Origin of the sequence: Actinomadura sp. NBRC 104412 (assembly GCF_030269515.1) — a bacterium.
Taxonomy (GTDB): Bacteria; Actinomycetota; Actinomycetes; order Streptosporangiales; family Streptosporangiaceae; genus Spirillospora.
The window spans coordinates 1-20,167 of record NZ_BSTM01000044.1 but is presented as its reverse complement, the minus strand read 5'-3'; the positions used below and the strand labels follow the sequence as shown (position 1 = coordinate 20,167).

Here is a 20,167-nt window from a genome sequence, read left to right as displayed (position 1 = left end):
GCGGCGTCCGGCACGGACGGTCGTCGACGGGAGGACGCACATGGGACGTCGGTTGAGCATCGGCCGGCTCTTCGCCCACTTCGCCACCGTTAAGCCCGACGAGCCGGCCCTGGTGGCGGGCGACGGCTCCGGGCAGATCACCTGGGCCAGGCTGGACCGGCACACCAACCGGCTGGCGCGCGCCTACGCCGCGACAGGGGTCACCAAGGACGACATGGTCGCCATCGCCCTGCCCAACTCGGTCGAGTTTTTCTGCGCCTGCATCGCCACGTGGAAGCTGGGCGCCACCGCCATGCCGCTGTCGCACAAGTTCCCCCCGGCGGAGCGGCGGCGCGTACTCGATTTGGCCCGCCCGTCACTGCTCGTGGGGAGCGACGAGGAGTACGAGGACCTGGCCACCATCCCGGCCGGTTTCGTCCCCGGCGAGGACCTCGACGACGGCGAGCTGCCCGACGCCGTCCCCACGTACTGGAAGGCGCTCACCTCCGGCGGCAGCACCGGGAAGCCCAAGCTCATCGTCAGCCACGACGACCCGCACTACGACCCCGACTCCCCCGCCAGCGAGTACATGCACGCCGACGGCGTCCACCTGGTCTGCGGGCCGCTGTACCACAACGCCGCCTTCGTCTACTCCGCCCGGGGCCTCTTCAGCGGCAACCGGCTGGTGATCATGCCGCGTTTCGATCCGGCGCTCGCCCTCGACCTCATCGAACAGCACCGCGTCACCTGGCTCCAGATGGTGCCCACCCACATGAACCGGCTCCGCAGGCTGCCCGCCGAACGCCTCGCCCGCGCCGACATGTCCTCGGTGCGCACGCTCCTGCACGTGGGCGGCCCCTGCCCGCCCCGGCTGAAGCTGGAGTACATCGAGTGGCTGGGGCCCGACCGCATCGCCGAGGTCTACGCCGGGACCGAGAGCCAGGGCATCACCTACATCACGGGCCGGGAGTGGCTCGACCACCGCGGCTCGGTCGGACGCCCCATCCGCGGCACCCGGTTCCGGGTCCAGGACGAGAAGGGGCGGGTCGTGCCGCCCGGCGTCGTGGGCGAGATCTTCCTCATGCCGCCCGGCGGCCAGGGGTCCACCTACCACTACGTCGGCGCCGAGCCGCGCAGCCGGAACGGCTGGGAGTCGCTCGGCGACCTGGGCTGGTACGACGAGGACGGGTACCTCTACCTCGCCGACCGGTCCACCGACTGCATCGTCAGCGGCGGCGCCAACATCTACCCGGCCGAGGTCGAGGGCGCGCTGGAGTCCCATCCCGGCGTCCACGCGTGCGCGGTGGTGGGCCTGCCCGACGACGACCTGGGCCGGCGGGCCGTCGCCCTGGTGGAGCCGGCGCCCGGCGGGCCGGCACCCCGGGCCGACGAGCTGGACGAGCACCTGCGTCCGCTGCTCGCGCCCTACAAACGGCCACGGGCCTACGAGTTCGTCGACCACCCGCTGCGCGACGAGGCCGGCAAGGTGCGACGCTCCGCGCTGCGCGCCGAGCGGCTCCCGGGGCGGCCCGGTCACGGGCGGCTGGTCATGCCGAGCCGGGACCGGTGGCGTGACCTCAGGACGGGCGCCTCGGTCGTCGACCGGCTGCTGCGGGTGCTCGACCTGGACCAGGTCGGCGACCGCACCTTCGAAGGGCTGAGCAACGAGCGTCCCGCCCACCGCGTCTTCGGCGGGCAGGTCCTCGCCCAGGCGAGCGTGGCGGCGGTGCGCACGGCCCCCGACGACGTGGTCCTGCACTCGCTGCACGGCTACTTCGCCCGCACCGGCGACCCGGGCTCCCCCATCAGGTACGAGGTGACCCCGCTGCGCTCCGGCCGCTCGTTCGTCCTGCACCGGGTCGACGCCTGGCAGGGACAGGAGATCATCGCGACGGTCACCTGCTCGATGCAGCGCGGCGAGCCCGACCACCTCGCCCACCAGGTGGACGCACCGCCGACGCCTCCCCCGCCCGAGGACATGCCGTCCCGCTACCCCTTCGCCGAGGGCGCCCGCGGCGACGACGGAGCACCACCCGGCCCGGTCGAGCTGCGCGAGACCGACCGGGGCTCCGACCCGTCCGCGCCCTCGGAGGTCTGGATGCGCGTGCCCGCGGGACTGCCCGACGACCCGCTGCTGCACCGCACGCTGGTGGTGTACCTGTCCGACTTCACCATCCTGCGCGCGGCGTTCCGCCGGCACGGCGTGCCGCGCAGGGAGCTGGCGAGCGCCAGCCTCGACCACGCCGTCTGGCTGCACCGTGCCGGACGCGCCGACCGGTGGCTGCGCTACGTCACCACCAGCCCCTCGGCGGGCGGCGCGCGGGCACTCGGGCAGGGATCGCTCTTCACCGAGGACGGACGGCTGGTGGCGACCGGCGCGCAGGAGATGGTCATCCGCCTCCGGTCGCGCCTCGAACAGTCCCGCACCGACCACCGGTCCCGCACAGAACAGACCCCTACCGAACAGACCTCCACTAAACAGACCCGCGCCGAACGCACGGGGGAGTCCGCGCATGCCTGACACGATCGTCACCGGGACAGGGGGCCTGACCGGGCGCACCGCGGTCGTCACCGGCGCCAGCCGCGGCATCGGGCTCGCCATCGCACAGCGCCTCGTCGACGAGGGCGCCCGGGTGTGCGTCACCGGGCGCAAGCCCGCCGACCTCGCCGAGGCGGTGCGCGCCCTCGGCGGGCCCGAGCACGCGCTCGGCGTGGCCGGCACCATCGGCGACCCCGCCCACCGCGAGGAGGTCGTCGAGCGCACCCTGGCCGCCTTCGGCGGCGTCGACCTGCTGGTGAACAACACCGGGATCAACCCCGTGCACGGCCCGCTCCTCGACCTCGACCTCGCCGCGGCCCGCAAGATCACCGAGGTCAACGTCGTGGCCGCGCTGGCGATGGTGCAGCTGTGCCACCGCTCCTGGATGGGCGAGCACGGCGGCGCCATCGTCAACGTCGCCTCCGTCGCGGGCCTGCGGCCTTCACCGGGGATCGCCTTTTACGGCGCGAGCAAGGCGATGCTCATCCACCTCACCAAGAACCTGGCGGTCGAACTCGGGCCGGGCGTCCGGGTGAACGCGGTCGCCCCGGCCGTGGTCAAGACGCGGTTCGCGCGGCTGCTGTACGAGGGCCGCGAGGACGACGTCGCCGCGAGCTACCCGCTGCGGCGCCTCGGTGTACCGGAGGACGTCGCGGGTGCGGTCGCCTTCCTGCTGTCGGAGCAGGCGTCGTGGATGACGGGGCACACGGTGGTCCTGGACGGCGGCGTGACGCTGGGGCGTGGCACCTGATGGCATCCCCCATGTCGTCCCCCGCCTCCGACAGCGTGCCCGGCCTGGACCTCGAACGCTTCTCCGCCTGGTACGAGCGGCAATGCCCCGGCGACCTGGGCCCCGCCCTGACCGCACGGGTGGTGTCGGGGGGCAAGTCCAACCTCACCTACGCGGTGTCCGACGGCACCACCACCCGGATCGTGCGGCGCCCGCCGCTGCGCCACGTCCAGGCCACCGCCCATGACATGGTGCGGGAGTACACGGTCATCACCGCCCTGGCGGGTACCGCCGTCCCCGTCCCGCGGGCCCTGGCCCTCTGCCGGGACGAGACCGTGTCGGGCGCCGTCTTCTACGTCATGGAGCAGGTGTCAGGCACGGCGTACCGGCGGCGCGAGCAGCTCGAACCGCTGGGGCCCGAGCGCACCCGGTCGGTGGCGTTGGAGATGATCGGTGTCCTGGCCGGGCTGCACGCCGTCTCGCCCGCCGCCGTCGGGCTGGCCGACTTCGGACGGCCCGAGGGGTTCCTCGCCCGCCAGGTGCGCCGGTGGGGCCGCCAGCTGGACGGCTCGCGCACCCGCGACCTCCCCGACGCCGACGCGCTGCTGCGCCGCCTCCAGGAGGGCGTCGCGGCGCGGGCGGGCGCCGCCGAGGAGTCCACGATCGTCCACGGCGACTACCGCCTGGACAACCTGCTGGTGCACGACGACAAGGTGGCCGCCGTCATCGACTGGGAGATGGCGACGCTGGGCGACCCGCTCACCGATCTGGCCCTGCTGCTCGTCTACGACCGGCTCCCCCGGATCTCGGGAGGCGCCAGCGACGCCACGGCGAGCCTGGCCCCCGGGTATCCGAGCGCCGAGGAGCTGCTGGCGCACTACGAGCGGCTCAGTTGCCGGCAACTGGGCGACCTCGACCTCCGCTTGGGGCTGGCGTACTTCAAGCTGGCCGCCATCCTGGAGGGCATCCGCTACCGCCATCTCCAGGGCGGGACGGTCGGCAGCGGGTTCGACAGGGTCGGCGACGCGGTGGAGCCGCTGCTCATGGCCGGTCTGGCCGCCACCCGGAACCTGCAGAGGAAGACGATCGGGCTCCAGGACTGACCCGACCGCCGTGCCGGCCCGCCCGGGCGTGTCACGCGTCCGGGCAGGCCGGCCCCCTTCCGCCTCGGTCTTCCGGCTCCCACGATCTACCGGGGCGGTTGGTGCGCGGTCCTTCAGCGGCCCCGCGTGACGGCGGGGCGGAACAGCCTTTCCATCGACTCGCCCAGCGCCGCCACGTCCCAGCGGGAACCGCCGGAGATCACGCGGACGGGCTCGGGGTTGCTGTACAGGGTCACGTCGTAGCCGTTGGCGCCGATGATCCGGCCGTTGAGCCAGGCCGACGCCTCACCGGCGAGGTAGGTCACGACGGGGGCGATGTTCTCGGCGGCCCGCTGGTCCTCGGTGACATCACGGGCCTTCCTCCGCTCCCCGGGGATCGAGGCGGTCATACGGGTGGCGGCGACGGGTGAGATCGCGTTGGTCGTGACGCCGTACCGCGCCAGGGCGTTGGCGCAGGAGTAGGTCAGCCCCACGACGCCCATCTTGGCGGCGGCGTAGTTCGGCTGCCCCGGGGCGCCGAAGAGCCCGGAGCCGGAGGTGAAGTTGATGATGCGGAAGTCGCCGTCCGGGTTCCGCAGCTCGCGCCAGTGGGCCGCCGCGGGCTTGATGGTGGCGAAGTGGCCCTTCAGGTGCACCTGGATGACGTCATCCCACTCCTCCTCGGCCATGTTGAAGATCATCCGGTCGCGGAGGATCCCGGCCGCGTTGACCAGCACGTGCAGTCCGCCGAAGCGTTCGACGGCGGTGCGCACCAGCCGCTCGCCGGTGGCGGGGTCGGTGACGTCGCCGTGGTCGGCCACCGCCGATCCGCCCGCGCGGGTGATGTCCGCGACCACCTCCGCCGCGGGCCCCTCGTCCCGTCCGCTTCCGTCCAGGCCGGTGCCAAGGTCGTTCACCACGACCGCGGCGCCCTCCCGGGCGAGCATGCGGGCGACGCTCGCGCCGATGCCCCTCCCGCCGCCGGTGACGACCGCGACCCTTCCCTTCAGTCCGCTCATGCTTTTCGCATCCTCCGCTGTTCTCGTCTCCGGCCGTGCTCTGGTCGTGTCTCGTGCTCGGGTCGTGTCTCGTGCTCTGGTTGTGTCTGTCTTGTGTCGCTTCGGGGGCCCGCTCGGGTGTTCACGCCCGTGCCCGCGCGGTCGTTCACGCGGCTGTTCACGCGTCCTCCGGCCCATCGCCCTCGGGTGGTCCGGTGACCACGAGGGCGTCGAGTGCCTCCACCTGGGAACCGTGCACCCACCAGGGGTTGACCTCGAAGGCGCGCAGCGAGGGCCCCAGGGACAGCGCGGCCCTGCTGAGGGCGCACACGGCGCGCGCGACCGCGCCGAGGTCGACCGGGACGCCTCCGCGGACGCCCTCCAGGAGCCGGGCGCCGCGCAGTTCGCCGAGCATCTCCTCCACGTCGGCGGCGCTCACCGGGAGCGGGCGCAGGCTCACATCACCCAGCACCTCGACGAAGACCCCGCCGAGCCCGACGGCCAGGACCGGGCCGAAGAGGGGGTCGACCTTCACCCCGGCGAACAGTTCGACACCGCCCCGCCGCATCGGCGTGACCAGCACGCCCTCGACGTCGTCGGCGTGGGCCGCGCCCGCGGAGTGCACGCGATCGAAGGCGCTCTCGGCCTCCTCCGGCCCGCCGACCATCAACGCCACGCCGCCGATGTCGGACTTGTGGGTGATGGAGGCCGAGCACACCTTGAGCGCCACCGGGTATCCCAGGGCCTCCGCCGCCGCCCGCGCCTCCTCCCGTGTGGTCGCGAGCGTCGCCGGCACCAGCGGGACGCCGTGGGCGGCGGCCAGTTCCCGGGCGGCGGCCTCTGACCAGGGGCCGGTACGCGCCGGCGGACTGCCGACGGGGGCGGCGGCAGGCAGGCCCTCGACGGGAGCGTTCTCGCGCCGGAGCAGGCGCCGCCGCGCCCGTCCCCAGCGCAGGGCGTGCCCGACCGCCGCCATTCCCAGCTCGATCCCCGGCATGACCCGCAGGCCGTGCTTGTCGAGCGCGTCCCGCGCGTACGGTGCGAGGTCGGCGCAGGTCGTGGTGTAGTGCACGACCGGCTTGCCGGACCCGGCTGTGATCTCGGCGATCGCCGCGAGCCGTCCGTGCAGCGCGGCGGGGTCCGCCGGCTCCCGCGACGGCAGGCTCAGCGAGTTGAACACGAAGTCGATGGAGGGGTCGTCCAGCATGGCTTCGAGGCACTGCTCGGCCAGGCCGCGCCCGCCCACCGCCGGACGCGCCAGGACGAACCCCGTGACGTCGAGCGGGTTGCGGGCGACGGCGAACGGGGGCAGCAGCTCGGTGAGCCGTTCGCGTGTCGCGGGCGCCGGCTCGGGCACCTCGACGCCCTCGTCGTGGGCGCGGTCGGCGATGATGTCGCAGGCCCCGCCGGACGCGCTCACCACCCCCATCCGCGGCCTGTCGAGCGGCAGTCCCTGGGCCAGCAGGTCCGCGGTCGCCAGCAGCTCCTCCAGGCTCCGCACCCGCACCACCCCGGCGGCGCGGAACACCGCGTCGACGACGGCGTCGTCGCCCGCGACCGCGCCGGTGTGGGCCAGCGCGCTGGCGCGGCCCGCGTCGCTGCGGCCGACCTTGAGCGCGACGACCGGCTTGCCCGCGCGCAGCGCCCGGCGCGCCAGCTCGACGAACCGGTCCGGGTCGCGGACGGTCTCCAGGAACATCGCGATGGCGCGCGTGTGGTCGTCCTCCAGCAGGTGCGCGACCACGTCGGTGGCCGTGACGACCGCCTCGTTCCCCATCGAGGAGAGCAGGCTCAGCCCGATGCCGTGGCGGGCGGAGAAGTCCAGAACGGCGCTGGCGAGGGCGCCGCTCTGCAACACCACGGCGACGCCGCCGGGACGCGGCGGCTCGGTGATCGGCAGGCCGAACGGCGCCGCTCCGGCGTGCGGGTTGAGGTAGCCGAGCGTGTTGGGGCCGAGCAGGGTCAGGTCGAGGCCGACCGCCTTGCCGAGCAAAGCCCGTTCGCGGCGGCGGCCGTCGGTGCCGCTCTCGCCGTAGCCCGAGGCGAGCACCACCAGGTGCCGCACCCCGGCCTCGGCGGCCTCCTCCATCACCGACTCCACCCGCTCGGTGGCGACCTGGCAGAAGGCCAGGTCCACCGGTTCGTCCAGCGCCCGCAGGCTCGGCACCGCGGGGAGCCCGAAGACCGAGGAGTGGCGGGGGTTCACGGGCACGACACGCCCTGGAAGGCCGCCCGTCCTCAGGCTCGCGACCACCAGCCGGGACCAGCCGGAGGACTCGCTGGCGCCGACCAGCGCGACGCTGCGGGGCGCGAACAGGGCGCGCAGCCGCTCCGGCCGGGCCAGACGGCGGCGCCCCGCCTCCGTGCCCGCGTCGGGGCCCGCGTCGAGGCCCGCGTCGGGGCCCGCGTCGGGGCCCGCGTCGAGTTGTGCCGCGGGGCCTGTGTCTGTGGTCCTGCCGTCCGGCGCGCCGTCGGCCGCAGGGGTCATCGGGCCCCCTTCCCCGGCCGCCCGCACCGCGCCTCCCGGCGCCGTCCAGGCGGTCGCATCTTAGAACGTCATTTCATAATGGAGCCAACAACAGAATCAGAGCCTGTGTCAACGGGTTGACAGACCGATTGCAGCACGTTAGTTCTAGAATGCCATTTCAATACGTGAGGAGCCGTGGCATGGCGCTCGATCACACGCTCGTCGGGGTGCCGGGAGAACCGGCCACCCGCTCCTGGGACAGCACCGACGCGCTGCTGTACGCGCTCGGCGTCGGCGCCGGAGCCGAGGACCCCCTGCAAGAGCTGGCGTTCACCACCGAGAACACCCAAGGGGTCCCCCAGCAGGTACTGCCCACCTTCGCCGTGCTCGCCGCCCAGGCGCGCGGCGGGCCGCGCCGCAAGCTGGGCGACTTCGACCCCGCCCGGCTCGTGCACGCCGAGCAGTCGTTCCGGCTCCACCGCCCACTGCCCGTCGCGGGCACGGTGACGGTGACCTCGACCGTCACCGACATGCTCGACAAGGGCAAGGGCGCGCTCGTGCGCACCGAGAGCCGCGCGCTCGACACCGACGGCCGTCCCCTCATCACCGCCACCAGCGGCGCCTTCATCATGGGCGAGGGCGGCGCGGGCTCGGTCTCGGCCGAACGCCCGCCCGACGACGAGCCGTCGCCGGGCGACCTGCCATGGACGCGGCCGGACCGGGAGCCCGACCACCGCGTGGTCTACCGCACCCGTCCCGACCAGGCGCTGCTCTACCGGCTCAGCGGCGACCGCAACCCGCTGCACTCCGACCCTGCCTTCGCCGCGCGCGGCGGCTTCGACCGCCCGATCCTCCACGGCCTGTGCACCTACGGCTTCACCGGACGGGCGCTGCTGCACACCCTGTGCGACTCCGACCCGGCGCGGTTCCACGCCATGTACGGCCGCTTCAGCCGCCCCGTCCACCCCGGCGACGTGCTCGTGGTGAACGTGTGGCGCGACGGCGAGGGCCGCGCCCTGTTCCAGACGCAGACCGAGAACGGCACGGTCGTCATCGACCGCGGCGTCGTCCAGCACTCCTGACGCCGCCCCACGTCCGCCGCCCCGACCGCTCCCGGCACCGTGCTCACCTGACACGTGCTCACCTGACACGTGCTCACCTGACACGTGCTCACCCGGCACCTGCTCGCCGGAGGCCCGGCCTTCACTCCCGGCCCGGTCCTCGCCCCTGACGCCGTCCTGGCATGCTGGTGGCGCCCAGCCGCGCCCCGGCACCCCGACATAAGGAAGAGGGAAACGCCCCGATGCCACCACCGACCCCTTCCGGCGAGTCACAAACCGGTGGTGGCCGGAAGTGGCGCTCGACCGAGATCGTGCGCGGCGAGATCCTCGACGCCGCCCGGGAGGTCTTCGCCCTGCGGGGCTTCGCCGCCGCCGGGATCAACGAGGTCGTGGAGCGGTCGGGGGCGAGCGTCGGCAGTATCTACCACCACTTCGGCAGCAAGACCGACCTGTTCATGGCGCTGTGGGAGCGCCACCACGCCGAGCAGGTGGCGATCGTCCGCAAGGGCGTGCGGGATGCGCAGGCCGCCGGCGTCACCGACCCCTTCGACCTCCTCGTCGCCGGCGCCCGCGCCTACCTGGAGGCCACCTGGTCCCGCCGCGACCTCGTGCGCATCTTCCAGGACGGCGACACCCCTCCCGGTTTCACCGAGGTGCAGCGCCGCAGCGGCCGGGAGTGGCTCAATCGCAACTTCCGGCTCCTGGGCGCCACCGACGAGCCGGTGAACCGCGTCCTGGTGTGGCTGGTCACCAGCTACATCGGCGAGGCCCGCCGCGAGATCAGCAGACAGCCGACCCCCCGCGCCGCGCGCGAGCAGGTGGAGGCGATGCTGGAGGTACTGGAGCGGATGCGCCCGCTCCTGGCGAGCGCCACCGGGATGCGTCTCGTCGTCCGGGACGACGAGACGCACTGACCCGGCGGCCTCGCTCACAATCCCACTTCTCTCACAGGACCGGTCTCACAGGTCAGGTCTCAGGCCCGGTCTCACAGGCCCAGCCGGTCCGCCAGCCGGAGGCGGAAGGACCTGGTGTCACCGAACAGCACCTGGCACGCCTTGGCGCGCTTGAGGAACAGGTGTGCGTCGTGCTCCCAGGTGAACCCGATCCCGCCGTGGATCTGGAGGTTCTCCGCGGCGGCGCGGAAGAGGGCCTCGGCCGCCGCCGCCTTCGCCAGAACCGACACCACGGGCACCTCCTCCGGGACGGCGCCGCACGCCCACGCCGCGTACCGGGCACAGGAGCGCGCACCCTCGACCTCGACCAGCACCTCGGCGCACTTGTGCTTGATGGCCTGGAAGGACCCGATCGGACGGCCGAACTGCTCGCGCTGCTTTGCGTAGGCGACGGCCATGTCCAGGCACGCCTGGGCTGCGCCGACCATCTCCGACGCCAGCAGCACGCACGCCTGGTCGAGGGCGGCGTCGAGCAGGGCACGCCCGGCCCCTTCCGCACCGACCGGCGTGCACGGCGCACCGGTGAGGGTGATCTCGGCGAGCCCGCGCGTCGGGTCCAGCGCGCGTATCCGCCGCCGGTCCACGCCGGGTCCCGTGGTGTCGACGGCGAACACCGACGGGCCCGCGGGCGCGGCGGCCACGACCAGGCACACGTCCGCGGCGAGCCCGTCGAGCACCAGGGACACCCGGCCGTCGACGGTCCATCCGCCGCGGGCCGTACCGCTGGGACGCCTGACCGCCTCCGCCGCGTCCCCGACCGAGTCCCACGACGCGCCGGGGGCGAGCCAGCCGACCGTCGCGACGGTCTCTCCGGCGGCGATGCCCGGCAGGTAGCGGGCCTGGGCGTCGGTGTCGCCGGCGGCCAGCAGGAGCGGGACCGCCAGCCCCAGGGTCGCCAGGAGGGGACCCGGGAGGAGGACCCGGCCGGTCTCCTCGAAGGCGTAGGCGAGGGTCTGCACGTCGACGCCGACGCCCCCGTACTGCTCGGGCACGCCGATGCCGTGGAGGCCGAGGTCGCTGGCCATGGCGCGCCAGACGTCGCCGTCGTGCGGCACCGGCCGCTCCATCAGTTCGCGTGTGCGCGACAGCGGCGAACGGGCGTCGAGGAACCGGCCGAGGGCGGCGCGCAGGTCCTCCTGTTCGGCGGTGATGGCGAGACTCATCGGCCGGTCCCCCTGCTCTCCTTGGGTAGTCCCAGGACACGTTCTGCGATGATGTTGCGCTGGACCTCCGCGGTCCCGCCCCAGATCGTCCCGGACCGGGACGACAGGAACTCCTCCTGCCAGTGCCCCAGGCCATCGTCCCCGGAGCCCCCGGCGGTGAGGGCGTCGGGGCCCAGCAGGTCGAGGGCGAGTTCCCCGAACTCGCGGGCGTACTCCGACCAGCGGATCTTGGTGACGGAGCCGTTCTCGGCCCGCCCGGTCGGGTCCTGGCCCGCCGCAAGCGCCGCCAGCAGCTGGAGGCCGGAGAACCGCATGGTCTCGATCCGGGTCCACGCCCAGGCCAGCCTCTCCCGGACGGAGGGGTCGTCCGCCAGGCCGCGGGCCCGTACCTCCTCGACGAGGGCCCAGAAGTCACGCGCGTAGCCGACGTGGGCGACCGTCGCCCGGTTCCCCCGCTCGTGCCCGAGGGTGGTCACGGTGACCCGCCACCCCTGGTCAAGACCGCCGATGACGTTGAACAGCGGCACCCGCGCCCCGTCCAGGAAGGTCTCGGCGAAGCCGCTGCGCCCGGTGAGCTGGCGGATCGGCCGGAACTCGATCCCGGTGCCCGGCCCGTTCTCGGCGACGGGCACCAGGACGTAGCTGATGCCCGCGTGGCGCGGGGCGTCCGGGTCGGTCCGGACCAGGCAGAACATCATGGTCGCCTCGTAATAGCCGGAGGTCCACACCTTCTGCCCGGTGATGACCAGCTCGTCGCCGTCGACCACGCCCGCCGTCCGCAGCGAGGCCAGGTCCGACCCGGCGCCCGGCTCGGAGAAGCCCTGGCAGTACACGTGCTCGCCCGAGATGATCCGCGGGAGGAAGTACGCCTTCTGCTCCTCGGTGCCGTGGGCGATGATGGCCGGGCCGACGGTCGTTTCGGCCCGTCCCCGGGTCACCCGGGGGACGCCCGCCCGGTCGAACTCCTCGTTCATGATCGCGACTTCCACGGGCCCGAGCCCGCGGCCTCCGTACTCCCGGGGCCAGGCGACGCACATGTACCCGGCCTCGCACAGCACATCCCCCCACTTCTTGAGCGCCTTGGCGTGGGGGCTGCCGGGCGGGGCGGGCCAGCCGACGCCGCGCAGTTCCGGAGGCGCGTTCTCGCTCAGCCAGGCACGGAACTCGCGCCGGAACTCTTCGGCCTCCGGCCCCGGGTCGACGGCCGTGGCCGTCACCTGCGGGGGCCGGTACACCGTCCGGGGGGTGGTCATCGCTGCACCTTTCCTTGGTCGCTGCCTCTGTCGCTCGCTGGGGTGGTGAACAGGCGGCCGGGGAGCCGGGGTCACCGACGCACCTTGCGTGGGCCCCGGCGCGGCGGGTCGTCCAGGACGGGGTCGTCGGTCACCGTCCCGTGGGCGTACAGGTCGGCGATCTCGGTGTCGGTCAGCCCGAGCAGACCGGCGAGGACCTCCCGGTTGTGCTGCCCGAAGAGCGGGGCGGGCCGCCGGACAGCGCCGGGTGTGCGGTCGAGCCGGAAGCCCAGGCCCGGGTAGACGTGGGTCCCGGCCTCGGGATGGGTGACGGTGGTCAGGAAGCCGCAGGCGCGCAGCCCGGGGTCGGTCGCCACGTCGGTCCCGTCGTTCACGGGGGCCGCCGGGACACCGGCGGCCTGGAGGGCGCGGGCGGCCTCGCGTTTGCCGCGCGTGCGCGTCCAGGCGGCCACCGCGTCCTCCAGCTCGGCCTGGTGGGCCAGCCGTCCGCCGAGCGTGGCGAAGCGCCCGTCGGCGGCCAGGTCGGGCCGGTCGATGACGCGGCACAGGGTTCGCCACTCGGCGTCGCCGCGCACCGCGACCGCGACCCACTGGTCGTCACCCGCAGCGGGAAACGCCTGGTGGGGCGCGGCGTCGGGAACGTGGTTACCGTCGGGGGCCGGTACCCGGCCCGTCTCGACCTGCTGGAGGACATACTCACCGATCCAGTGCGCCGCGGCCTCGGTCTGCGGCACCTCGACATGGCATCCGGCGCCGTGCCGCGCGCGCAGTTCCAGGGCGGTGACGACGGCCGCCGCCGCGTTCAGCCCACCGATCGGGTCGAGGATCGCCGGGCCGGTCAGCACCGGCTCCTCGTCGCCGCCGTACCCGAGCAGCGCGGCCATGCCGCAGGCGGCCTCCATCGTCTTGCCCATGCCCTGGTGGGACGCCATGGGTCCGGTCGCGCCGAAGGCCGGCATCTCCACCACGACGATCCGGTCGTTGATCGCGGCGAGGTCGTCGTGGCCGATGCCGAGCCGGTCCAGCACGCCGGGGGTGAAGTTGGCGACCAGGACGTCGCTCACGGCGGCGAGGCGCCGTATGACGTCCAGTCCTCCGGGCCTCTTCAGGTCAAGGGACAGCGAGAGCTTGTCGTGGCCCTGGGTGTTGAAGAGGAGGTTGCGGTTGTACGGCTTGTCGCCCGGGTCCATGTCGGGGTAGTGGTGGGGCGGCCCGCCGGTCAGGAAGCCGCGCCAGCCGTCGGGGCGGCGCGGCGGCTCGATCTTGATGACCTCGGCGCCGAGCCACGCCAGGCTGCGCGTGGCCATCGGTCCCGCCCAGGCCGTGGTCATGTCGATGACCCGGATTCCGGCGAGCGGCCCCTCCCCCGCCGGTTTCGGGGCGGTGCGCGCCGCAGCGGGCTGTGGGACGGCGGTCCGTGTCCCGGTGGTCTGTGGCTCAGCGCTCAGTCGCCCGGTGGTCTGCGGCCCGGTGATCTTCGGCCCGGTGGTCTTCGGCCCGGTGGTCTGCGGCTCGGCGCTCGCCGGGGCGCCTGCGTCCTGGACGGCCTCGCCGGGCAGGGGGCTGGGTGTGTCGGCGAGGTAGGGGGAGCCGGAGATACGGAAGACCGGCCCGAGCGCCGCCTCCTCGCGGCCGGTGCACGGGGAGCGCAGGGTGCGCACGACCCCGCGGCCGAGCCACTGTTCGGAGGCCACCAGCTCCTCCGGCGCCCAGATCCGCTCGCAGCTGATCCGCAGCTCCTGGGCCCGGGTCACCACCTCCTCGGTCGTCATCCGCAGGGCGCGGTCCTGGAAGACCTTCACCAGTTCGTCCCAGTTGCGGATGAACGAGCCGGGCCGGTCGAAGCGCGGGTCCTCGGCGAGGTGCTCGGCGTCGAACAGGCGGCACACCGCGGCGGGGTCCCGGATCGCGAACATCACGATGTAACCGTCGGCGCAGCGCAGCGTGGCCAGCAGACCGGTGTACCGCGCCCGGGTCTCGGTCGTGCCGTTGTAGCTGTACTGGGTGACGAAGTTCTGCCCCATGGCGGCCATCGACTCGAAGACCGACGCGCGGACCCGCTGCCCGCGTCCCGAGCGGTGCCGCTCGTGCAGCGCCGCCAGCACCGACACGAACGCGGTGGTGCCGCAGGCGTAGTAGGCGCGTCGGCCGACGCCGTAGAGGGGTTCCCGGTCGCTGCGGCCGGTGGCGTTCATGTAGCCCGACAGTGCCTGGTGCACCATCTCGTCGGCGGCCCAGTCGGCGTACGGTCCACCGTCCGGGAAGTCGCTCACCACGCACTCCACGACCGCGGGGCCGAGCGGGGGCAGGACGGTCGCGGCGTCCCGGATGACCACGTCGGCGCCCGCCGTGAGCGTGCACAACCGGTTCCCGCGGGCGGGTTCCTTGTCGGGCACGACCACCGACGCCTTGCCCTGGTTGAGGTGGCGGAAGGTGAGGGAGGAGGTGGGCGAACCCGCGCAGCCGCCGTCGGTGAACGGGTGCATGCGGCGCGTCGGCGTGCCCTCGACCGGCTCCACCAGGGTGACCTGGGCGCCGTAGCCCGCCAGCAGCTTGCCGCAGTACTGGCCGGCCACGCCCGAGCTCAGATCGACGACCCTCAGATGCCCCAGCGCGGAGGGGCGCGGGGCGTCCCGTCGCAGCGGCCCGCTCATGAGTACAGGTCCGAGGACGCCTTCATGACCCGGCTCATCATCAGCACCGAGGTCACCGGGGTTCCGTCGCGATCGGCCGCCACCGTCTCGGTCCACATGTACTCGGTCTTCGGGGTGCAGCCCAGCGCGAGGACGGTGCTGGAGACGTGGTAGGTCTCGCCGAGCAGCAGCGGCCCGGCCAGGTGGCGGATCTCGATCGCGCCGTACAGGCCGACCGCGGGGCCGCGCCGCCGCACGATGGCCTGCTTGACCGACTCGAAGGTGAACGACACCTCGGTGGGCGGCGACGCGACGGCCGGTCCCCACGGCGAGGAGTCGCCGTACCAGTCGAGGGGTTCGGTCATCAGGCCCTTGCGCAGCCGTTCGCGCTGCCGCTCGCCGTCGAGCCGGAGCTCGCCGAGATCGATCACCTCGCCGACCCGGAGGAACGACAGGATGCGGACCTTGTCGGCGTCGCGGTCGGTCATCCGGTCGGCCAAGGCGCTGGGACCGCCGGGGTCGCCGACGGTGGCCGAGCCGTCCCAGACCCGCCGGCCGTCGGCGGTGTCCATCCACAGCTCCGCCCGTTCGCCGTCGCCGGTGCCGGGCGTGCGCCGTGCGAAGGCCTGCACCCCCTCGCCGTCGACGGTGGCGTTCCGGAAGTAGGCGGCCATGGTCCCGTTGTCGAACCACGCGCGGCCGAAGAGGGCCAGCGCCAGCGGCACCGCCTGCTCCATGTGGTAGCTGCCCGCGATCGTCCCGCCGCGGAAGCCGAGCCGCCGCGCGGTCGCGTCGTCGTGGATGCTGCCGGACACCGCCCCGTGGAGGTTGCGGGGGCGCCGCGGCTCCCCGGCGAGGGTTCCGTCGTCGGTCGCCATGTCCCCGTCCGTCCCCCGCGTCATCGGCCCAGCCCGAGGTAGGCGAGGTTCACGTTGCCCTGGACGGAGGTGCTCTCCTTGGCACCGGTCACGTTGCTGCGCCAGGCCAGCGCCTCGGGGATGAAGTACAGGCCGATGAAGGGGACGTCATCGGCGGCCACCGCGTTGATCTGCTTCATGACCTTCTTCTGCTCCTCCTCGCCGTAGGTGGTGAGCAGCTTGTTCACCAGAGGGGTCGCGGCGGTCTCGACCCGGCCCACGTTGGCGCTGGTGTCCTGGCCGTAGAACTTTGGGTAGACGTACAGCGGCGAGGTCCCGCCCATCGCAGAGATCAGCATCAGGTTGTCGGTGCCGGGGTAGAAGTTCTTGGTGGCCTCCGCCGTGGGCTGGGCCTCGACCTGGAGGTCGATGCCCACCTTCTTGAGCTGCTCCTTGAGGATGACGGCGTTGTCGTTGTAGGGCGGGACGTTGAGGGCCACCGCCTTGATCGTGAGGCCTCCGCCGTAGCCCGCCTGCTTCAACAGCTCCTTGGCCTTCTCGGGGTCGTAGGGCTGGGCGTTCTCGACGCTGCCGTCGTAGTAGGGGCTGCCGGGCGGGTACGGGCCCCAGGTGGGCGTCTTCCACACCCCGTCCGAGACGGCCTCGGCCATGCTTTTGCGGTCGATGGCGTGGCTGATGGCCTGGCGCACCCGCACGTCGTTCAGCGGCGGCTTGGACCGGTTGAGGTTGATGGAGGTCCATCCGGTCGCGATGTCGTTGCTGCCGACGGTGATTCCGGACTGGCCTTTGAGCTGCGCGATGAGGGAGGTGCTGAAGCCCCACGCGTAGTCGACGTTGCCCGCGATGATCTCGCTGGCCAGGGCCGAGTTGTCGCTGAGGATCCGCCACTCGATCCGCTTCACCTTCGCGGCCGGGGTGCCCGCCTGGGTGTAGCCGTCCCAGCGGGTCAGCTCCGCGGAGACGCCCGGCTTGTAGGAGGTGAGCCGGTACGGGCCCGCGCCCACCGGCCGGCTGGCGAACCGTTCGCCCTCCTTCTCGCGCGCGGTCGGCGAGGCGACCATGCCCATCCGCCCCGAGAGCAGGTCGGGCAGGGCCGCGTACGGCTCGCTCAGCTCGAAAACGACGGTGCGGTCGCCGTCGGCCCTGATCTTGGTGACCTGCTCGGGGACCTGGTTCCCCATCTCCTTGCACTGCGTGAGGCTCTTGGCGACGGCCGCGGCGTCCATCACGGTGTCGTCCTGGAACTTCAGGTTCGGCTTGAGCTTGAGGGTGAAGCTGCGCCTGTCGTCGGAGTACGACCAGCTCTCGGCGAGGCCGGGGCCGAGCTTGCCGGTCTTGTCGTCGGCCTTGATGAGCGGCGCGTACAGGACGTTGTCGTAGGCCAGCTCGGATCCGTTGCTGGGTCCGCACGAGTCGAGCTGGACCGGCTTTTGCTGGGTGGCGACGCGCAGGACGTCTCCGGCGGGTCCACCGCCGGCCGTGCCGCCGCATCCGGCAGCGGACGAGACCAGGAGGAGCCCGGCGGCGGTCCAGCCCGCCATGCGCCGTCGACCGCCGCCTCTGCTTGTGGTCCCTACAAGTCGCACTGTGACTCCAAGTTGCACTGTGACTCCCGTTCACGCCTCAGCGATAAGCCGTGCTCAGCGCGCCCCGACCGCGAAGCAACGCACGATTTTTGCACTCGCGATGCTAAAATAGTTGTGACGGCCGACACAAGGGCCGGTTACGGCGACTCCGTCCTCTTGACAGCCCCGCGAGAACCGGTCCACGCTGGAACCCGATTTAGAATGCGACTCTAGAATGCTGCTCTAAAACGCGGAGGGGCCATGCGCAAGGCCGGCATCGTCGGCGTCGCCGAATCGGACCTCGGTAAGACCCCGCACCTGACCGTGCTCTCCCAGCAGGCGCTGGCCGCCAAGGCCGCCTTGGACGAGGCGGGCCTGACCAAGAACGACGTGGACGGCCTGTTCACCGCGGGCGGCTGGGGCTGGGCCCCGACGATGATGCTCGCCGAGTACCTGGGCATCCAGCCGTCCTTCACCGACAGCACCAACATCGGCGGCGCCTCCTTCGAGGCCCATGTCGGCCATGCCGCGGCCGCCATCGAGGCCGGGCTCATCGACGTCGCGCTGATCACCTACGGCAGCACCCAGAAGACCGGGGGCCTCGCCGGCAGGCCGCGGACCGCCGCGCTGACCGGGCAGTTCGACCAGCCCTACGGCGTGCTGACCCCGGTCACCTCCTACGCGATGGCCGCCATGCGGCACATGCACGAGTACGGCACCACCTCCGAGCAGCTCGCCGAGGTCGCCGTCGCCGCCCGCCGGTGGGCGGCGCTCAACCCCAGGGCCTACCGCCGCGACCCGCTCACCGTCGCCGACGTGCTCGCCTCGCCGCTGGTCGCCGACCCGCTCCACAAACTGGACTGCTGCCTGGTCACCGACGGGGGCGGTGCGGTCGTGGTGGCGGCCGAGGACCGCTTCCCCGACGTGGCGACCAGACCGGTCCGGGTGCTGGGCCACGGCGAGACGCACACCCACAACTCGATCATGAGCATGCCCGACCTCACCGTGACCGGCGCCACCCGCTCCGGCCCCGAGGCGCTGCGCCGGGCCGAAGTGGAGCTCGCCGACATCGACCTGGTGGAGATCTACGACTCCTTCACCATCACCGTGCTGCTGACGCTGGAGTCGCTCGGGTTCTGCGAGCCGGGCGAGTCGGGCGACTTCGTGTCCGGCGGCCGTATCGCCCCCGGCGGGGAGTTCCCCATGAACACCAACGGGGGCGGCCTGTCCTACACCCATCCCGGCATGTACGGGATCTTCCTGCTGATCGAGGCCGTCCGGCAGTTGCGCGGCGAGTGCGGCGAGCGCCAGGTCCCCGGCGCCGAGCTCGCCCTCGTGCACGGCACCGGCGGCGTCCTGTCATCCAGCGCGACCTGCGTCCTGGCCGCCTGACGTCTGCCACCCAAGTCTCGGTCGCCCGACGTCCAGGTCGCCTGCCGTCCCGCCGCCCCAGGGAGCCACCGATGTTCGAACCGATGATCGACGCCGACACCCGTCCCTATTGGGACGGGGTCGCCCGCGGCGAGCTGCTGTTGCAGCACTGCCTGAGCTGCACGCGGGCCATCTTCTACCCGCGCGCGGTGTGCCCGCTCTGCTTCTCCACCGAACTGGAGTGGCGGCCCGCGTCCGGCACCGGCACCGTCTACTCCTACACCGTCCTGCGCAGGGCCTTCGGCCGCTTCGCGACGAACCCGCCCACGGTGGTGGCCCTGGTCGACCTGGACGAGGGCGTGCGGATGATGACCCACCTGGTCGAGGTGGATCCGGCGGACGTGCGGATCGGATCCCGGGTGAAGGTGACCGTGAAGACCGTCGAGGACGGCCTGTCCCTCCCCTGCTTCACCCCGATCCCCCAGGACTGACCGCGTTCGTACCGGGCCACTCCAGCGCCCAGCGGACCTTCAGCCAGATGGCCGCCGGGGTGCTGGCGTTCTCGCGGGTGAGCTGTTGCTGATTCGCCATAGCGACAACGGGAACCGGGCCCTGCCCGGTGGGGCGATCGACTTGGGTGAGTCAGGCTGCCGTCCGGGAGACCTACGAGGAAACGGGGATCTTGTGCGAGATCACCGGACTCGTCGGGATCTACTCCGATCCGCGGCACGTGATCCACTACACCGGCGACGACGAGGTCCGCCAAGAGTTCTCGATCGCCCTCACCCTCTCCGGCCGCCCCACCCCAAGCAGCGAGTCCCTCGACGTGTGCTGGACTCCGCTGGTGGAGCCTGCTGCTTTACGCATGTCCGCGTCAATGCGCACCAGAATCGACCACCTACTTGCCGGGGACCGCAAAGGCCCGTTCATCCTCCGAGTCCGGAACGAGCACAGACCTGTCATGCGGGCGCGGACGTCACATCAGCGAGTTCCTGCATCCGTTCGGCGCCGTTCTCGATCAACGGTCGCAGTTGGTGGCGGTACACGATCTCGGTGACCACGGTGGTGCGGTGGCCGACCAGGTCGGTGATCTTCTCCACATGCACACCGCTGTCACTCATCAGCGACACGAACGTGTGGCGGAGCTCCCGTGGGCACCATCGCCTCCCGATCCCGGCCGCGTCGGTCATCTTCGTGAAGCGGTACAGCACTTGCTCGGCGCACCAGGGCGTCCCGTCCGGCCGGCAGAACACCAGGTCCGTGGTCACGGTAGGCGGGCCCGGCGGCGAGCTTGTCGGCTGCCTGCTGTGCCCGTGCGACGATCAGCGCGTCCACGGCCAGCTGGCACAGCCGCAGCCCACGGTGGCTCTAGGAGCCCACTGAATAAGGCGTGGTTGGGGCGGGAAGGGCGCCGACAAGGCCGTCTGAGCGGCGGTTCAGGTCAGACCTCGAAGGGCCGACACGTGGTCGCCCTTCCCGCGTGGTCCAGCTTGGC

At 72.6% G+C, this 20,167-nt stretch carries 16 protein-coding genes and 1 pseudogene; 8 read left to right on the top strand and 9 right to left on the bottom strand.

Going from position 1 to position 20,167, the window contains the following annotated elements; all coding sequences use genetic code 11:
* Positions 1 to 40 precede the first annotated feature (40 nt).
* Genes QSK21_RS33180 through QSK21_RS33170 form a run of 3 tightly spaced genes read left to right on the top strand, consistent with a single transcriptional unit; the run spans position 41 to position 4,351 of the window.
* The gene (locus QSK21_RS33180) at positions 41 to 2,500 is read left to right on the top strand and encodes an AMP-binding protein (protein ID WP_285701592.1); all 2,460 of its coding nucleotides are present in this window, start codon (positions 41 to 43) and stop codon (positions 2,498 to 2,500) included.
* Positions 2,493 to 3,269, top strand: a complete 777-nt coding sequence (locus QSK21_RS33175) for an SDR family oxidoreductase (RefSeq protein WP_285701591.1) — start codon at positions 2,493 to 2,495, stop codon at positions 3,267 to 3,269. Before QSK21_RS33180 ends, QSK21_RS33175 begins: the two co-directional genes overlap by 8 nt.
* A complete protein-coding gene (locus QSK21_RS33170; protein ID WP_285701590.1) occupies positions 3,269 to 4,351 on the top strand; it encodes a phosphotransferase family protein in 1,083 nt (360 codons plus the stop codon). The genes QSK21_RS33175 and QSK21_RS33170 overlap by 1 nt, the downstream gene beginning before the upstream one ends.
* Before the next feature lie 113 nt (positions 4,352 to 4,464).
* On the opposite strand, the gene QSK21_RS33165 is transcribed toward QSK21_RS33170, so the two are convergent.
* Both QSK21_RS33165 and QSK21_RS33160 read right to left on the bottom strand, forming a co-directional pair.
* Positions 4,465 to 5,349 carry an SDR family NAD(P)-dependent oxidoreductase gene (locus tag QSK21_RS33165; protein WP_285701589.1) on the bottom strand — a complete coding sequence of 295 codons (885 nt, stop codon included), beginning with the start codon at positions 5,347 to 5,349 and terminating at the stop codon, positions 4,465 to 4,467.
* 157 nt (positions 5,350 to 5,506) lie between these two features.
* Positions 5,507 to 7,816: an acetate--CoA ligase family protein gene (locus QSK21_RS33160; protein WP_285701588.1), complete on the bottom strand. Its 2,310-nt coding sequence runs from the start codon at positions 7,814 to 7,816 to the stop codon at positions 5,507 to 5,509.
* A gap of 179 nt (positions 7,817 to 7,995) precedes the next feature.
* Between QSK21_RS33160 and QSK21_RS33155 the strand changes: the two genes are divergently transcribed.
* Together QSK21_RS33155 and QSK21_RS33150 are read left to right on the top strand one after the other, a co-directional pair.
* Positions 7,996 to 8,877, top strand: coding sequence for a MaoC family dehydratase (locus tag QSK21_RS33155; protein WP_285701587.1), 882 nt, complete (start codon positions 7,996 to 7,998; stop codon positions 8,875 to 8,877).
* 221 nt (positions 8,878 to 9,098) lie between these two features.
* The gene (locus QSK21_RS33150; protein ID WP_285701586.1) at positions 9,099 to 9,770 is read left to right on the top strand and encodes a TetR/AcrR family transcriptional regulator; all 672 of its coding nucleotides are present in this window, start codon (positions 9,099 to 9,101) and stop codon (positions 9,768 to 9,770) included.
* 71 nt (positions 9,771 to 9,841) lie between these two features.
* On the opposite strand, the gene QSK21_RS33145 is transcribed toward QSK21_RS33150, so the two are convergent.
* The 5 genes from QSK21_RS33145 to QSK21_RS33125 all read right to left on the bottom strand — a co-directional run bounded on the left by QSK21_RS33145 (position 9,842) and on the right by QSK21_RS33125 (position 17,277).
* Positions 9,842 to 10,972, bottom strand: coding sequence for an acyl-CoA dehydrogenase family protein (locus QSK21_RS33145; RefSeq protein ID WP_285701585.1), 1,131 nt, complete (start codon positions 10,970 to 10,972; stop codon positions 9,842 to 9,844).
* Positions 10,969 to 12,225 carry an acyl-CoA dehydrogenase family protein gene (locus QSK21_RS33140; RefSeq protein ID WP_285701584.1) on the bottom strand — a complete coding sequence of 419 codons (1,257 nt, stop codon included), beginning with the start codon at positions 12,223 to 12,225 and terminating at the stop codon, positions 10,969 to 10,971. Before QSK21_RS33140 ends, QSK21_RS33145 begins: the two co-directional genes overlap by 4 nt.
* Before the next feature lie 71 nt (positions 12,226 to 12,296).
* The gene (locus QSK21_RS33135) at positions 12,297 to 14,879 is read right to left on the bottom strand and encodes a CaiB/BaiF CoA-transferase family protein (RefSeq protein ID WP_285701582.1); all 2,583 of its coding nucleotides are present in this window, start codon (positions 14,877 to 14,879) and stop codon (positions 12,297 to 12,299) included.
* The gene (locus QSK21_RS33130; RefSeq protein WP_285701581.1) at positions 14,876 to 15,736 is read right to left on the bottom strand and encodes a hypothetical protein; all 861 of its coding nucleotides are present in this window, start codon (positions 15,734 to 15,736) and stop codon (positions 14,876 to 14,878) included. The genes QSK21_RS33135 and QSK21_RS33130 overlap by 4 nt, the downstream gene beginning before the upstream one ends.
* Positions 15,737 to 15,756: 20 nt before the next feature.
* Positions 15,757 to 17,277 (bottom strand): ABC transporter substrate-binding protein, encoded by a 1,521-nt coding sequence (locus QSK21_RS33125; protein WP_285701579.1) that lies wholly within the window; start codon positions 17,275 to 17,277, stop codon positions 15,757 to 15,759.
* A 285-nt stretch (positions 17,278 to 17,562) separates the two neighbouring features.
* Here QSK21_RS33125 and QSK21_RS33120 point away from each other — a divergent pair, with 285 nt between their 5' ends.
* Both QSK21_RS33120 and QSK21_RS33115 read left to right on the top strand, forming a co-directional pair.
* Complete coding sequence (locus QSK21_RS33120) at positions 17,563 to 18,693, top strand: acetyl-CoA acetyltransferase (protein ID WP_285701577.1); 1,131 nt, start codon at positions 17,563 to 17,565, stop codon at positions 18,691 to 18,693.
* Between the two features lie 71 nt (positions 18,694 to 18,764).
* Positions 18,765 to 19,163, top strand: coding sequence for a Zn-ribbon domain-containing OB-fold protein (locus QSK21_RS33115; protein ID WP_285701575.1), 399 nt, complete (start codon positions 18,765 to 18,767; stop codon positions 19,161 to 19,163).
* Here QSK21_RS33115 and QSK21_RS33110 read toward each other — a convergent pair.
* Complete coding sequence (locus QSK21_RS33110; protein ID WP_285701573.1) at positions 19,141 to 19,263, bottom strand: hypothetical protein; 123 nt, start codon at positions 19,261 to 19,263, stop codon at positions 19,141 to 19,143. The genes QSK21_RS33115 and QSK21_RS33110 overlap by 23 nt on opposite strands.
* On the opposite strand from QSK21_RS33110, the pseudogene QSK21_RS33105 reads away from it, so the two are divergent.
* A pseudogene (locus tag QSK21_RS33105) lies at positions 19,246 to 19,582 on the top strand (NUDIX domain-containing protein); the annotation flags it as partial. The gene QSK21_RS33110 and the pseudogene QSK21_RS33105 overlap by 18 nt on opposite strands.
* Before the next feature lie 49 nt (positions 19,583 to 19,631).
* On the opposite strand, the gene QSK21_RS33100 reads toward QSK21_RS33105, so the two are convergent.
* Positions 19,632 to 19,940 carry a tyrosine-type recombinase/integrase gene (locus QSK21_RS33100; protein ID WP_285701572.1) on the bottom strand — a complete coding sequence of 103 codons (309 nt, stop codon included), beginning with the start codon at positions 19,938 to 19,940 and terminating at the stop codon, positions 19,632 to 19,634.
* Positions 19,941 to 20,167: the final 227 nt, after the last annotated feature.

Excerpts from the sequence above, each read along its gene's own strand:
- QSK21_RS33180 (WP_285701592.1), top strand. The coding sequence starts at position 41 with ATGGGACGTCGGTTGAGCATCGGCCGGCTCTTCGCCCACTTCGCCACC.
- QSK21_RS33175 (WP_285701591.1), top strand. The coding sequence starts at position 2,493 with ATGCCTGACACGATCGTCACCGGGACAGGGGGCCTGACCGGGCGCACC.
- QSK21_RS33170 (WP_285701590.1), top strand. The coding sequence starts at position 3,269 with ATGGCATCCCCCATGTCGTCCCCCGCCTCCGACAGCGTGCCCGGCCTG.
- QSK21_RS33165 (WP_285701589.1), bottom strand. The coding sequence starts at position 5,349 with ATGAGCGGACTGAAGGGAAGGGTCGCGGTCGTCACCGGCGGCGGGAGG.
- QSK21_RS33160 (WP_285701588.1), bottom strand. The coding sequence starts at position 7,816 with ATGACCCCTGCGGCCGACGGCGCGCCGGACGGCAGGACCACAGACACA.
- QSK21_RS33155 (WP_285701587.1), top strand. The coding sequence starts at position 7,996 with ATGGCGCTCGATCACACGCTCGTCGGGGTGCCGGGAGAACCGGCCACC.
- QSK21_RS33150 (WP_285701586.1), top strand. The coding sequence starts at position 9,099 with ATGCCACCACCGACCCCTTCCGGCGAGTCACAAACCGGTGGTGGCCGG.
- QSK21_RS33145 (WP_285701585.1), bottom strand. The coding sequence starts at position 10,972 with ATGAGTCTCGCCATCACCGCCGAACAGGAGGACCTGCGCGCCGCCCTC.
- QSK21_RS33140 (WP_285701584.1), bottom strand. The coding sequence starts at position 12,225 with ATGACCACCCCCCGGACGGTGTACCGGCCCCCGCAGGTGACGGCCACG.
- QSK21_RS33135 (WP_285701582.1), bottom strand. The coding sequence starts at position 14,879 with ATGAGCGGGCCGCTGCGACGGGACGCCCCGCGCCCCTCCGCGCTGGGG.
- QSK21_RS33130 (WP_285701581.1), bottom strand. The coding sequence starts at position 15,736 with ATGGCGACCGACGACGGAACCCTCGCCGGGGAGCCGCGGCGCCCCCGC.
- QSK21_RS33125 (WP_285701579.1), bottom strand. The coding sequence starts at position 17,277 with ATGGCGGGCTGGACCGCCGCCGGGCTCCTCCTGGTCTCGTCCGCTGCC.
- QSK21_RS33120 (WP_285701577.1), top strand. The coding sequence starts at position 17,563 with ATGCGCAAGGCCGGCATCGTCGGCGTCGCCGAATCGGACCTCGGTAAG.
- QSK21_RS33115 (WP_285701575.1), top strand. The coding sequence starts at position 18,765 with ATGTTCGAACCGATGATCGACGCCGACACCCGTCCCTATTGGGACGGG.
- QSK21_RS33110 (WP_285701573.1), bottom strand. The coding sequence starts at position 19,263 with ATGGCGAATCAGCAACAGCTCACCCGCGAGAACGCCAGCACCCCGGCG.